10 protein-coding genes are annotated in these 14,530 nt (G+C 42.3%); 3 read left to right on the top strand and 7 right to left on the bottom strand.

All coding sequences use genetic code 11. The features are described from left to right. Window positions 1-251: 251 nt before the first annotated feature. Entirely contained in the window at window positions 252-1,778 is a 1,527-nt protein-coding gene (locus U0035_RS15955; protein ID WP_114793004.1) for a SulP family inorganic anion transporter, read from the top strand. Between the two features lie 75 nt (window positions 1,779-1,853). On the opposite strand, the gene U0035_RS15950 is transcribed toward U0035_RS15955, so the two are convergent. The 7 genes from U0035_RS15950 to metG form a co-directional block, all read right to left on the bottom strand. Next, entirely contained in the window at window positions 1,854-2,978 is a 1,125-nt protein-coding gene (locus tag U0035_RS15950) for a cysteine desulfurase family protein (protein WP_114793002.1), read from the bottom strand. 61 nt (window positions 2,979-3,039) lie between these two features. Next, window positions 3,040-3,492: a GNAT family N-acetyltransferase gene (locus tag U0035_RS15945; RefSeq protein ID WP_245957830.1), complete on the bottom strand. Its 453-nt coding sequence runs from the start codon at window positions 3,490-3,492 to the stop codon at window positions 3,040-3,042. An 11-nt stretch (window positions 3,493-3,503) separates the two neighbouring features. After that, window positions 3,504-7,391 carry an AsmA family protein gene (locus tag U0035_RS15940; RefSeq protein ID WP_162818011.1) on the bottom strand — a complete coding sequence of 1,296 codons (3,888 nt, stop codon included), beginning with the start codon at window positions 7,389-7,391 and terminating at the stop codon, window positions 3,504-3,506. A gap of 147 nt (window positions 7,392-7,538) precedes the next feature. Then, window positions 7,539-8,267, bottom strand: coding sequence for a LytR/AlgR family response regulator transcription factor (locus U0035_RS15935; protein ID WP_114792998.1), 729 nt, complete (start codon window positions 8,265-8,267; stop codon window positions 7,539-7,541). After that, window positions 8,264-9,595, bottom strand: coding sequence for a sensor histidine kinase (locus U0035_RS15930; RefSeq protein ID WP_327138702.1), 1,332 nt, complete (start codon window positions 9,593-9,595; stop codon window positions 8,264-8,266). The genes U0035_RS15935 and U0035_RS15930 overlap by 4 nt, the downstream gene beginning before the upstream one ends. Further along, window positions 9,577-9,897, bottom strand: a complete 321-nt coding sequence (locus tag U0035_RS15925) for a hypothetical protein (protein WP_114792996.1) — start codon at window positions 9,895-9,897, stop codon at window positions 9,577-9,579. The genes U0035_RS15930 and U0035_RS15925 overlap by 19 nt, the downstream gene beginning before the upstream one ends. A 272-nt stretch (window positions 9,898-10,169) precedes the next feature. After that, window positions 10,170-12,266 (bottom strand): methionine--tRNA ligase, encoded by a 2,097-nt coding sequence (gene metG / locus U0035_RS15920; protein ID WP_114792994.1) that lies wholly within the window; start codon window positions 12,264-12,266, stop codon window positions 10,170-10,172. A 261-nt stretch (window positions 12,267-12,527) separates the two neighbouring features. Here metG and glmM point away from each other — a divergent pair, with 261 nt between their 5' ends. Together glmM and U0035_RS15910 are read left to right on the top strand one after the other, a co-directional pair. Beyond that, window positions 12,528-13,919 (top strand): phosphoglucosamine mutase, encoded by a 1,392-nt coding sequence (gene glmM, locus U0035_RS15915; protein ID WP_114792991.1) that lies wholly within the window; start codon window positions 12,528-12,530, stop codon window positions 13,917-13,919. A gap of 122 nt (window positions 13,920-14,041) precedes the next feature. Continuing rightward, the gene (locus tag U0035_RS15910; RefSeq protein ID WP_114792989.1) at window positions 14,042-14,521 is read left to right on the top strand and encodes a hypothetical protein; all 480 of its coding nucleotides are present in this window, start codon (window positions 14,042-14,044) and stop codon (window positions 14,519-14,521) included. The last annotated feature ends 9 nt before the right edge of the window (window positions 14,522-14,530 follow it).

Here is a 14,530-nt window from a genome sequence, read left to right as displayed (position 1 = left end):
AAGTGGAATAGTTGACAAGAAACATCCAAAAGAATAATACGAATGAAATGCCCGGATATATATGCTCCGGGCATTTGTATTTTAGTATTGGATCAATGGATCCGTCATTTCGCTGTTAAGTTATCAACACTTAACACCATCCTTTACCAATCAACCAGTCAACCTATCAACTTACCAACCAGTCAACTCATTAACTATTCAACCAACCTAATGCACCCATTGTATTTCTTTACCTTTGCAACTTTTTAAATATGACCCCTATTCTCCGTTTATTCGATTTTTCCCAAAAAGTAAATTACCGCACCGAAATACTGGCAGGACTTACTGTAGCGATGACCATGATCCCCGAGTCTCTGTCTTTTGCTATACTGGCTGGCTTTAACCCCCTTACCGGCTTATACGCTGCTTTTATAATGGGATTGGTAACTGCGATTCTGGGGGGCCGTCCGGGACTGGTTTCAGGCGGCGCCGGCGCTACCGTTGTTACGCTGATCGCATTAATGAAATCGAACGGCATCGACTATGTATTTGCTGCCGTAGCGCTGGCGGGTATTATTCAATTACTGATAGGTATTTTGAAACTGGGCAAGTTCATTCGCCTGGTGCCACAGCCGGTGATGTATGGTTTTGTAAACGGGTTGGCCGTTATCATTTTCATGTCTCAGCTTAACCAGTTTAAAACAGCCGGTGGCGATGCCTGGTTGTCGGGCATACCCTTATATGGCATGATAGGCCTGGTGGCCCTTACGATTGCCATTGTTATTTTTTTTCCGAAGATCACGAAAGCGATTCCTTCATCCCTGGTGGCTATTGCCGTGGTTTTTGCCGTGGTAGAAATTTTTGGCGTCTCTACTAAAACGGTATCGGATATTGCTTCAGTTGCCGGGGGGTTCCCGCCGTTTCATATACCCTCGGTTCCTTTCAACCTGGAAACGCTGCAGATCATATTCCCCTACGCCCTGGTAATGGCTTGCGTAGGTTTAACAGAAGGATTACTTACTTTGAACCTGGTTGACGAAATAACCGACACGAAAGGTAACAGCAACCGGGAATGCCTGGCGCAGGGAACAGCGAACCTGCTCAATGGCTTTTTCACGGGTATGGGTGGTTGCCCTATGATTGCCCAAACATTTGTAAACCTATCAGCCGGTGCAAGGGCCCGTTTATCTGGCATTATTGCCGCATTAACTATCTTAGCCATAATATTATTTGGTGCACCGATTATTGGCAGGGTACCTATGGCCGCATTAACAGGTGTTATGATGATGGTAGCCATCGGCACTTTTGAATGGGCCAGCTTCCGCATCATTAATAAAATGCCCAAGGCGGATATTGTAGTAGGTATATTGGTTGCCGTTATAACCGTATGGCTGCACAACCTGGCGCTTGCCGTATTGATAGGCGTTATCATCGCAGCCCTGGTTTTTGCCTGGGAAAGCGCCAAACGCATCAGGGCTAAAAAATATACTGACGCGGAGGGCATTAAACACTATGAAATTTATGGCCCTTTATTCTTCGGCTCCACTACAGCATTTGCTGAAAAATTTGACGTTGCCAATGATCCGGAGATCGTGATCATTGATTTTAAAGAAAGCCGTATCAGCGATATGAGTGCTATTGATGCGGTTCACAAGCTCAGTAAGCGGTACGCCGACCTCGGCAAGACAATCAGGCTAAGGCACCTGAGCGCCGACTGCAGGCGTTTGCTATCCAATGCTGCCGGCGTAATTGAGGTAGACATTATAGATGATCCTGAGTACCGGGTAACAGAAAAATAGAAACCTGTCCGAAGACGGTATACTGATTAATGTTCAGTGACTATCCTATTCATTATTTAGAGGTTAGCTGTAAGACTACAGCAACTCCTTAAGTTTCTCAATTACGTGGTCTATCTCCTCTTTTGTATTATGCCTGCAAAAGGAAAAACGTATAGCTACTTTGTTGGGGTCGCCGCTAACAATATTGATGACATGCGAGCCCTGGTTGGCGCCGCTGCTACAGGCGCTGCCACCCGAAACACAGATATTATTAATATCAAGATTGAACAATAACATCTCCGATCTTTCGGTTAACGGAAAGGATGCATTTAAAACCGTGTAGAGAGAACTGCCGGCATAATCACCGTTAAAACTTACCGAAGGTATTTTTTCCAGCAACTGCGCTGTCATATAGCTTTTAAGTGATGTGATATACACCGAATCCTTTTCATAGTTTAACATTGCCAGTTCCAACGCTTTGGCAAACCCAACAATGCCGTAAATATTCTCGGTACCTGCCCGCATGTTTCGCTCCTGGCCGCCACCATGTATCATGGGCTTTACCTGCAACTCACGACTCACATATAAAATACCCGTTCCCTTCGGACCATGGAATTTATGACCGGCAGCAGAAATAAAATCAACCTGTATGCGGCTTAAATCTATGGGGTAATGCCCCACAGTTTGCACGCAGTCCGAATGAAACAGCGCGTCATATTTTTTGCATAGGGCGCTCACTGCATTCATGCTCAGCAAATTGCCAATTTCATTATTAGCGTGCATCAGGCTGACAAGACATTTAACACCTGCATTGGCTAATTGCTCTTCCAGATTCTTTAAATCCACATGCCCATCAGGCAATAATTTTACGTAACTATGCGAAACACTATCATTGCTGTAATGGGAAACCGTATGCAATACCGCATGATGTTCTATGGGTGATGTAATGATATGTTTACAGCCCAGGTCCCGCAAAGAAGCCAGTATGGCGGTATTGTTGGCCTCCGTACCACCGCTGGTAAAGAAAATTTCACCAGGATGCGCTCCCAGCAGCCTGGCAACGGTTTTACGTGCATTCTCTACCGCCAAGCGCGTCTCCCTTCCATAAGAATAAATAGAAGAAGGATTGCCAAAATGAGTGGTCATATAAGGCAACATAGCATCAAGCACCTCTTTGTCTAATGAGGTAGTTGCCGCATTATCTAAATAAATTCTATCCATAACAAAGCCTGGCGATTAAAGCCTGCAAAGGTACCGCAAATAAACATATAAACCGAATGGCCTAGTAGGCCACTCCGCTACGGGTCATGAATCGCTCAGGATTAGTGAGTTGCTCAAAATTAAATTGCGCATACAATCCTTGCGCATCAAGCGTAGCCAGCATAGTGCGCCTCACCTGAAATTGCTCCGCCAGGTCGCAGAATGCCTGAACCATTACTTTCGACAACCCTTTACCACGATGGGCTTCCAGTATAAAAATATCAGCCAGGTAAGCAAATACTGCCTGGTCAGTAATCATCCGGCCAAAACCGGCTAACAAACCTTTATCAGCATAGATACCCAGGCAAATTGAATTTTCAATAGATCGTTCAACCAGTTCCATTGAGATGCCTTTAGCCCAATAACTTGCCAGGGACAAATAATCGTAAACTGTATCTTTAGGAATTGCCTCTTTACTGAATGAGAACCGGTACCCTTCAATATAAAAGTCGTCCGGCATAGAGATCGTTTTCATATTTGTCTTTGCTATTTCTTTGTTGCTGCTATTTTTTTATTGTATTTCCTCAGTTTCTTTTTGCCTCCCGGCAAACCGATGCCTGATTTAATACCTTCCAGCGTAGTTTTAATGATATAGTTGATAGGAGACTTATCCTGCCATCGCTCAAAAAATACCAGCGACTCTTTTCCCCGGTTATTCTTTCTCACCACAAAAGCCATCGCAATTCTACTTACCAGTTTATTCATAAAAGTCTGGTTAGGCAGATCTTTTTTATTGAGTAGTCCAACCTTAAGTCCCCTATAGCGCATATATGCAGAACCCAATGCCGCATCATTGGTACCAACAGCATTTACCTGTAAACTTTGTAATTGGCCATCAAAGACCTTTGCACCAACCAGGGGAACCAGCACTGTGTTGAATTGCGCCAGATCCATAGGCCCGGTTGTAAGGTTCATCCGCATATACCCGGTAGTATCGCTGTAAGACTGGCTTACATCGAGGGTTGTGTGTAGCTGATCCAGCACATCGGCAGAAGCCAGTATGTAAATACTATCGTTGGGTTGAATATCATAGTTTTTGATATTCCGCATTAACACATTAAGGTTAGAAACGGGTATAATGCCTAACGTATCGGTATTCGGGTTAATTTCCCAATAAGTTACATGCATATTGTTCAGCTTCACACTATCAATATTCAAACTGCTTTTTAAGCCAAGCAACATTTCTGCGGGCAATGGCTTATACCTTTTAGCAGTATCGGGTTGCAGTTTATCTTTAAACGTAAAAAGATCCACATCATTCAACTCAATCCGGCCAATGCTTAAAATACTGTCATGATTGTATTTTTCAAGATCGATGGGACCGCCAATGATCTTTCCCGTTTTAATGCTCAGGTAGTCCTCATTGTAAGCTTTTGCGATACGGTATTCTTCAACCGATTGTTTTGGAACAAGGCTGAATGAATCGACGCCCAATACGCGGTCTTTCACGGTAAATCCATACCACTTCAGCGTATTTTTTCCTGTTGCGAATTTACCATTAGTACCGTTGATGCTCAGATGCGGGCTGTTGGTGATGATATCGCCCACACTACCCACGTACTTGGAGTTTAATGCTACATTTCTTACATCACCCTTATCCAGCTCAAGCACCGCATTGTTCTTACCAAGACTATCAAAAGCCAGTTTCTCTAGTGATAGAATATTGAGGTTAGTCTTCCAATCCATTTTACCATCGCCGTTCTTGGTTACTACAACATCGTTTAACTCAATATTAAGTTTGTTATCATTCGTAGCGTACTTCCTTGCCCTGGCGGTGATGAATTCAAAATTGGTAAGAAACATCTTGATCTGATCGGCCTTGAGCGGGGTTTCCGGGGTAGACTTCAGATTGGTGATCTTTAAATAACTATTCAGCTTTGTTCCATCCCACCTTAGGGAGCTGACAGAATCCTGCTTATTAATCAGGGTCAGATCGATATCCGGCTTTTGCAGCAAGGCGCTTCCAAGTTCAATGGTAGTAGCTTTTTTTTCTTTTTTAGCAATGCCCTCTTTATTGCCAATCGTTGCCGTTACTTTGGGCTCCTGTAACACCAGTCCCTGCAGGGTAAGATTACCGCTTACGATTTCAGTAATATTAGGGATGATCGCAAGCCGTGGTATCACCGCCATAATAGTGTCGAACTGGTTTTGCTGCTGCAACTCAATACCTTCTATTACACTATGTGTTTTATCTTTAATGTCGAGCCTATCAACCGAAACACGAAGGTCAGGCCCCTGTACTAACACATTCTGTCCGTCAAGGCTCAGCCCTTTTATTTCCGGCCTGCCCGTTGCGTTCTTTATAAATTCATTTAAAAGAATGGCATTAAAGCTACCTGTGATGTAGTGCGCATCCAAAGTAAGATCCAGCGATGTATTAGCGCCCCGAATTTGGCGAAGCACTAAAGGCGTTTTGTTCTTTTTAACGGTTGTGGTTGTATTTTTTTTAGAAGACCGTGTCATACGCACGGTAGCTCTATTCCATTTTACCCCGTCAACTAAAATACTTTGATTCGCACTATCTAAAATAACCGACCCGATAAAAATATTATGCGCACTGGCTTGTATATCATTTCCTTTTATATCCATGCTGGTCGCACGCAACCCGCTTTTATTTTCTGACAGATGTACCTGGTTCAGATTAGCCGTCAGGGTGCCTTTTTGGAAAACACCTTTGTCAAAGCTCAGGACGTTTACCGACCGTTGTACATTTTTTATCCTGTCAGCGCTGGTAAAATCGTTGGCCCGCAAATCAAGGTTGGTATTAATGAGATGTAAAGAACCGCCCTTACTAAAATTCAATTGAATATCTCCACGGTAAATACCCAGGTTTTTAAGATCCATTACATCATCTACACTATTTAAAGTTTCAAACAGGTTCTTAGACCTGCTTCTCTTTTTATCGCCATTTAGTGTATAATTCACTTTGGGATCATAGAATGTAGCGCTCTGCGCTGAAAATACATTTTCATACAAAAGAGATTCCCATGAAAGACCTCTTACCTGGAAACTCGGCATTGAAAGGCTTTTAACAGTTTTCCCTTTATCCAGTTCCTTAAAGCTAAACTGGCTCAGATTAATGATATCATCTTCAAAACGTACACTGTCAAAAGCAATAGCGTAACGCCCATCTCTTATGACGTTTTCATAATTGTGCAATGACATTACAAACTTATCCAGCGAAATAGGCCTGGTTTCATTTTGCCTAACGGCTAGCTTATATATTTCAAAGTTGTTATCCCTGGATGAAAAAGTACTGATTCGTCCTTTTTTAATAGTGTTCACATCAATGTCAGCATTCTTAACTCCTACATATCCCAGGCGCATATCACCTAATAATTGCTGGATCACAGCATCCACTCTTTCCACGCCCACTTTCTTCTCCTTCTTTTTGCCGTTCTCCTTCCGGTCACTATCAATATCCAGGAAGATCTGTGGACGGCTGCAATACACAGAATCTGCAATAATCGTTTCGGAACTATATAAAGAATCAAAATTGATATTGGTTAATTGTAACTTGTCGAAAAATATTTTAAACGCGGTGCGCGAGCTGTCGCCCTTTACTGCCCTTAAAGTACAACTGTCAAATTCCACCCGCTGGTTCTGCAGGTTCACCCTAAAATCTTTAAAAGCGATGAAATGTCTTCCTCCCGGAAAAGCAATATTTTGATTAAAGGTTCTAACCGCTATATTGTCGGTAAAGGATATTTTTTGCTGCCCCTTTTTCCCCGTGGTGGTATCTACCTGCAGGTTATCAAGCTGAATAAAGATATTACTTACTGCAAATGGTTTTTCCCCTGCTCTTGTTTTATCGACCAGAGAAAAACTACCATCATCCAATCTGAATTTGTCTATCTGAAGCACATTGATCGCATTCGTTATCGACTTAGATATACGCCCCATCTCTTCTGCTACAGAAAATGTATTGTCGCTGGTGGTGTCTTTAACTTTATTCCTGGGCCTATTTCGTGTGAAAACAACTCCCGGAGAAACCAGCCTTATTGAATCAATTAGAATTTCCCTGTTAAAAAGCAGTGGTAGAAACCCACGGGCCTTTATACTGATGTTCTTTGAATTAACTGCATAGCTGGTAGCAGCTGTAGTATCCGTACTGAAAATAGATGCGTCCTGCAATTCAATTTTATTTTTGATCCAGTTAAATTTGAATTGAGCTACTTTGAGCTTTAACTTTCCCTTTGATTGTGAGTATACAATTTGCTCAAGCGCTTCCTCGGCGTGATCGATAAACCAAAAATTAAAGGCAAGAACAACAGTAGCCACTACGCCCAGTAAAATAAGCATAGTACGGTACCGGAGCCTTTTAAACCGTAGTTTTTTCAGCTTTAGTTCTCTTAAATTAATTTTCGTTTTCAAATATTGCTGTTTGGTCTTTTTGGATAGTCAATTTATATGCCGAAGGCAACCGCATATTACTAAATATACATAAAAGACTGAATATCTTTAGCAAGATACCGTTAAATAGCCGCGGTAACTTATAGTTTAAGAAGTAATTGGGAATTGTTAGCGCTGCTTTAGATGGTCGGTACGGTAATCTAATACTTTCATCACCTCATTCCTGTACAACTTTCCTATAGGAATTTCTGTTTTATCAACCTCCAGCAGCTCCTGGGTGTAAGAAGTGATTTTTTGTACTGATACAATAAAGGACCGGTGCGTTCTGATAAAATCCTGCTCGGGCAGCATTTCCTCCACTGAACTGATCGGTTGCTTGGTTACAATCATTGCTCCCTTGGTAAATATTTTTACATAGTCCTTCATGCTCTCAATATATAAAATATCGCCCAGCATTACTTTAACCATTTTTCGATCAACCCGGAAGTATACGAATGACTCTGATCGCTTCTCTTCAACAACAGGCCTTGTCACAGGTCTGATGTCGGTAAAATGGTAGGCTTTGTTAACAGCTTTTAAAAAACGTTCAAACGGGATGGGTTTTACCAGGTAGTCCACCACATCCAACTCGTAGCCTTCCAATGCATACTCCGAAAAGGCTGTTGTAAAAATAACTTTGGGTGGATTTTTTAATGCTTTTAGAAAATCATTTCCATTTAGCTGCGGCATACGTATATCGAGGAAAAGCAGATCAATAGGCTGTTGTTGTAAAGCCGTAAATGCCTGGATGGCATTGGCACATTCGCCAACGAGTTCCAGCGTGGATATCTCCGAGATGTATCGCCTGATCACATCTCTGGCCAGGGGCTCATCATCTACTATCAGGCAACGTATCATACTTGTTTTTGTAGCTGTTCAATTACCGGGGAAACAGTTTTCACCACAGACGGTTTTGATTTTCGCTCCAGTTCCACTTTCATATTCAGGATAAACACTTCTTCCTCATTGGTGATAGTAAATTCATGCTTGCCCGGGTAGAGTAAGGCCAATCTCGTTTTTACATTCCGGATACCAATGCCTGAAGATTTTGCGGGCTGCGGAACCCCGGTTTTACCGTTCACCAGTTTCATGTGCATACGATTGCCATTGATGCTTACCTTCATGTTGATCCATGGCTGATCTAACATACTGCTCGCCCCATGTTTAAAAGAATTCTCTACCAGTGGCAGCAACAACAATGGAGTTATATACAGCTCATCCGTTTGGTCAGGTAAATCGAGATGCAGTTCCAAACGGTTTCCATATCTTATTTTTTCCAGGTCGATATAGTCCCGTATCATCTGTAACTCCCTGCTTAAAGGAACCAAAGCGTTATTACCTTCATACAGGATAAACCGGAGGATATCTGACAAACCGGTGATGAGTTTAGCAGCCACCGGTGCGGTATCCTGTGTATGGGAATAAATATTATTTAAGGTATTGAACAAAAAATGCGGATGCACCTGTGCCTTTAATAGTTGAAGTTGAGACTCTACATTTTCTTTTTGAAGCTGCAGGTTGCGCTGCTCTTTAACATACCAGTGCTTCATCAACTTGATAGCAGCTGCAATACCTGCGGTCGTAAGGCCACCCCGCAAGACACCCATCATCGACCGATGGATAATAATAGGCTTCATTTCGTCACGAAAAACATATCCCTGATCGGCCAATATATTGATAATAGGGTTAATGATGTAATTACCCAGCAATACGGAAATCCAGGCTGTTGCGAGGAACAAGGCAATCGTTAAAACAGCGGTAGCATAATAACGTTGCTGTAACAGGAAACGCGGAATCACAAAGTACATTAGCGCATAAGCCAGAAACATATGGCTCCAGGTAAATATAAAAGACTCAATAAAAGCAATAATCAACCGCTCATTATAACGTCCATTGCTGTTCCAGGCAATAAAAGAATATAAAAAAGCCTGAAATATCCACCAGAATGTCCAAAACGCCACATGTCGCCTGATGCGGTACTTCCCTTCGTCAGAAAATATAAAAGGGTACTTTTCCATTAACAATATTAAAATTACAATGGAAGCACGGCTGAAAAAAGTATTTACAGGAATAGTTGACCAAACTGCAATTTTCGTCGACAAACGGCTTTTATTGAAAATGCCCCATGCCTGGAAAGACACGGGGCCAATTGTGCTAAAGAAAAACATTAATATCTTTTCACCCACTCGCTTTTATGTTGCTGCTCCCAGGCTAACGCTACTGCTTCCAGCATTTGTTTTAGCTCTATTTTTACTTTTCTTTTTTTAACGTTCAACCGGGCTCCATTTATTTCTTTTTCTTCCATCAACAAGCCATTATTGGTATAAAATCTGACTTTATTAAAAAGAGGCGTTTTAACATTCGTTTCTACCACCCAAAAACCATTGGAACATACCCATGGCTTCAGCTTTGCTTCCTTGCTTTGGCCTATAGCATTTAATCCCAAACTGAGGAAACAGGCGAGTACTATTATTTTTACAGCTTTCATTGCAGGTATTGTAGAGGTAAAAATGATTACAGCTGTAAAACTATCTCACCGGGAATGGTTAAAAACCAATAATAGATTAATGGACAGAACAGGAAGACGGATAATGGAACATTGTCGACAAACAGAAGAAACGTCTACCAAAAACTTTTGTCGTTTTTTTATAATTTATATAACGATAGAAAATGGAAACCGCTTGCTTAGGGCTATCAGTAGAAATAACAAAGGGCTTCCCAAAAATGAGAAGCCCTTTACAGTTATAATTTGTACGATGCCTAGCTCACCTTACTTCCATTAACAGCCCCCTCTTCTCCGTTCACAAATATCAGCTTGCCTTCCGCATCTTCAGCCATTAAAATCATCCCGTTGCTTTCTATGCCTCTCATTTTACGGGGAGCCAGGTTTGCTACCACTATTACCCTTTTACCAGCTATCGTATCCGCATCAAAATGCTGGGCAATACCCGACACTATAGTTCTTTTTTCAAAGCCAAGGTCCACCTGCAGCTTTAAAAGTTTATCGGCTTTCTCTACTTTTTCTGCTGAGAGTATGGTTCCTGATCTTAGGTCTATTTTAGCGAAATCATCAAAAACAATCTCAGGCTTTAAAGCAGATACAGCCTCAGCGCTTTCGACCTTTGCTTCCGCTTCTTTAGCCGGAGCTTCAGGTTTTTGCTGGCTTCCGGCTTTTAATTTCTGTATCTGCGCTTCTATTTCCGCATCTTCAATTTTCCTGAACAAAATTTCAGGCGCCCTTAAAGAATAACCCACGCTCAGCAAATTGATCTTTCCGGCATTGTCCCAATCCAGCATTTTATCCACCACTTTCATCATATGCAGCATTTTTTTAGCGGTAGCCGGCAAAAATGGGTTGATCAGGATAGCCAGGTTGGCGGTTAACTGCAGGCACAGGTGCAAACAGTTATCAATGCTTTTCTGCGCCTCCGGATCTTCGACCAGCTTTTTAGCAACAATCCAGGGTTCTTTTTCCTGCATGTATTTGTTACCCTTACGACTCAGGTCGATAGCCTCGTATAGCGCATCTCTGAAACGATAGTTTTCGAGGGCAGTTTGAACTTTTGCCTTCGCTGCTTCTATGTCTGCAATGATCGATTTGTCTTTTTCATCTAGCACGCCTGTATGCAGTTTAGGCACTTTGCCCCCACATAATTTATGCATCAATACAAACGTACGGTTCACAAAGTTTCCGAAGATAGATGCCAGCTCATTATTGTTCCGGTCCTGGAAATCTTTCCAGGTGAAATCATTGTCTTTATTTTCGGGAGCATTGGCGCAAAGCACATAACGCAATACATCTTCACAACCGGGGAAATCTTTAATGTATTCATGTACCCAAACTGCCCAGTTACGGCTGGTTGATACCTTATCTCCTTCAATGTTCAAAAACTCATTGGCCGGTACGTTATCCGGCAATACAAAATTGCCATGTGCTTTAAGCATAGCCGGGAATATGATACAATGGAACACAATATTATCTTTACCGATAAAATGAACCAGCTTAGTGTCTTCTTTACACCAGTAGTCTGCCCAGTTTTCTGTTAATTCCTTTGTTGCAGAAATATAACCGATAGGTGCGTCAAACCAAACATATAACACTTTACCTTCTGCGTCAGGCAAAGGAACTTTAATACCCCAATTGCTATCGCGGGTCATGGCACGGCTTTGGAGGCCGCTATCCAGCCAGCTCTTACACTGCCCGAATACATTATTTTTCCATTCAGTATGCCCTTCGAGTATCCATTTTTTCAGGAACGCTTCATAATTCTGTAACGGGAAATACCAGTGCTTTGTTTTCTTTTTAACCGGTATCGCATCGCTCAGCGCACTACGCGGGTCAATCAGTTGTTCAGGCGATAAAGAGCTACCGCATTTTTCACACTGATCACCAAATGCGTTACCATTACCACAAACCGGGCAGGTACCTACTATATAACGATCGGCTAAAAAAGTATTTGTTTTCTCATCATAATACTGCTCGCTCTCTTTTTCTTCAAACAAACCATCATCGTATAACTTCTTAAAGAACGCCGCTGCCGTTTCATGATGCACCGGGCTTGAGGTTCGCGAGTAGATATCGAACGAAATCCCCATTTGTTCAAAACTGTGTTTGATCTGCTCATGGTACCGGTCTACAATTTGTTGAGGAGATACCCCCTCTTTCATAGCCCTGATCGTAATAGGAACGCCGTGTTCATCACTTCCGCCAATAAACTTTACATCTTTATTTTGAGCACGTAAAAATCTTACGTAAATATCTGCAGGGACATAGCAGCCCGCTAAATGCCCGATATGTATGGGACCGTTTGCATAAGGCAACGCGGCAGTAACCAGCACTCTGTTAAATTCACTCATAACCTTCTTTAATACTTATAATTAGCCTGCAAAAGTAATTATTATTAGGCAAGCGGCAGAATCCGGGTCATGGATCTGCCTGGGTTATCCAAACCAACGGCCGTTAGTGCTGATTTCCTGGGAGGTCTTTTTTACATTCAACGCTGTTTTGGACCCAAATTTCTATGTTCCCTAACATTAATATTATCCACAAATTCCCATTAATCGGAGCCTGGCTCGTAAATTTGCACCCCTGATAATATAAAATAATCATATAAGTATATGCCTCTTATCAAAAGTATATCTGGTATCCGTGGTACCATCGGCGGCAAAACCGGCGACACTTTATCACCGGTGGACGTGGTAAAATTCACCGCTGCTTATGGAGCCATCCTTAAGAAGAACGCGGGAAAAGATAAAAATATAAAAGTGGTAATTGGCCGCGACGGGCGTATCAGCGGCGCAATGGTGAGCAGCCTGGTACAGTCTACCCTCTCCGCCATGGGCATTGATGTAGTGGATCTTGATTTAAGCACCACCCCCACAGTTGAGATCGCTGTTCCGCTGGAAGGTGCGGATGGAGGTATTATTTTGACAGCCAGCCACAACCCCAAAGAGTGGAACGCCTTAAAACTATTAAATGAAAAAGGCGAATTCATTTCTGCTGAAACGGGCCAGGAATTACTGCGCATTGCTGAGGCAGAGGATTTCAATTTTGTTGCAGTAGACAAACTGGGTAAGATTCAAAAAAATGATTCTTATATGCAAAAGCATATTGATGCGATCTTAAACTATCCGCTGGTAAATAAAGAGGCTATTGCGGCTAAAAATTTTAAAGTAGTGGTGGACGCTATCAATTCAACCGGCGCCACTTTTGTTCCGGCCTTATTAAATGCTTTAGGTGTTGAAAATATTATCGTATTAAATAAAGAAATAACGGGCAATTTCGCACATAACCCTGAGCCGTTACCCAATCATCTAACAGAACTGAGCAGCACGGTTGTTAAAGAGAAAGCCGATTTAGGAATTGCTGTTGATCCTGATGTTGACCGCCTTTGTTTTGTTTGCGAAGATGGCAGCATGTTTGGAGAAGAATACACACTGGTTGCGGTTGCCGATTATATACTATCGCTGCGCCCCGGCAATACGGTAAGCAATATGAGCAGTACCAAAGCTTTGAAAGAAGTTACTTTGAAAAGAGGCGGCGCTTATACGCCTTCGGCTGTTGGTGAAGTGAATGTGGTAACAAAGATGAAAGAAACCAACGCAGTAATCGGCGGAGAAGGCAATGGAGGTATCATCGTACCCGATTTCCATTATGGTCGTGACGCTTTGATTGGCATTGCCTTGTTTTTATCTCACCTGGCGGGCAAAAAGGGCAGCATCGGGTCCTTACGTCGGCAGTACCCTGACTACTTTATCAGCAAAAACAAAATTGAGCTGGACAGTAGTATTGACGTAGCCTCCATCTTTAAAAGCATCAAAGAGAAGTATGCTAAAAATCCGATCAACGATGAAGATGGATTAAAAATAGAATTTGATAATGACTGGGTACATTTACGCACTTCCAATACAGAGCCCATAATCAGGATCTATTCTGAAAGTGATTTTGAAAGCAAGGCAAATCATATCGCCCACAAATTAATGGAAGACATTAAGGAAGAGATCAAATAAAAATAAAATGAAATAAGATCTTTAAGCCCGGCCCGCAAAGCCGGGCTTTTAGTTGCGGTAACCTGCCAGGCGGCATGGCATTGTATTTGTCTGAATAAAAGTAATCACTAAACCTTTTATCTATGACAAACTTAAACGGATCCGATATACATGATTCGGAAAAAGACAAAGAACAATTAAAGCCTGAAGAATCAATTATTGATCTACCGGATGTGGAGGATATACCCGGTCAGGCTAATGTAAAGCCGCCTGAAACCAACCAGGAGGCAGATCTCACTATTGCCTCAGACGACGAAGAAGGTGTTGGTATTTTTGACGAGGAAACTGACGAAGACGAGGTTGACGTCAATGACGACGCTAATGTTTCGCGGCAGGAAAGGGAACTGTTGAAAGATACAGAATCGCTGAACAATGTTGACGATGAAGATCTGAAAAGAGCGCGGCTGGATGACCGGGATTTTGACGGTGAAAAGCTGAATGAGCGAACACCGCAGGATGGGAAGGATCTGGACGTGCCCGGCCAGGAAGCTGATGATGATAATGAAGACATCGGTGAGGAGGATGAAGAGAATAACGAGTACAGCCTCGGAGATAATCAGTAATTCCTGATC

Origin of the sequence: Niabella yanshanensis, from assembly GCF_034424215.1 — a bacterium.
GTDB classification, from domain to species: domain Bacteria; phylum Bacteroidota; class Bacteroidia; order Chitinophagales; family Chitinophagaceae; genus Niabella; species Niabella yanshanensis.
Note: the sequence above shows the minus strand (reverse complement) of the source record. Positions and strands in the feature narration are given on the sequence as shown.

Excerpts from the sequence above, each read along its gene's own strand:
- U0035_RS15955 (WP_114793004.1), top strand. The coding sequence starts at position 252 with ATGACCCCTATTCTCCGTTTATTCGATTTTTCCCAAAAAGTAAATTAC.
- U0035_RS15950 (WP_114793002.1), bottom strand. The coding sequence starts at position 2,978 with ATGGATAGAATTTATTTAGATAATGCGGCAACTACCTCATTAGACAAA.
- U0035_RS15945 (WP_245957830.1), bottom strand. The coding sequence starts at position 3,492 with ATGAAAACGATCTCTATGCCGGACGACTTTTATATTGAAGGGTACCGG.
- U0035_RS15935 (WP_114792998.1), bottom strand. The coding sequence starts at position 8,267 with ATGATACGTTGCCTGATAGTAGATGATGAGCCCCTGGCCAGAGATGTG.
- U0035_RS15925 (WP_114792996.1), bottom strand. The coding sequence starts at position 9,897 with ATGAAAGCTGTAAAAATAATAGTACTCGCCTGTTTCCTCAGTTTGGGA.
- metG (WP_114792994.1), bottom strand. The coding sequence starts at position 12,266 with ATGAGTGAATTTAACAGAGTGCTGGTTACTGCCGCGTTGCCTTATGCA.
- glmM (WP_114792991.1), top strand. The coding sequence starts at position 12,528 with ATGCCTCTTATCAAAAGTATATCTGGTATCCGTGGTACCATCGGCGGC.
- U0035_RS15910 (WP_114792989.1), top strand. The coding sequence starts at position 14,042 with ATGACAAACTTAAACGGATCCGATATACATGATTCGGAAAAAGACAAA.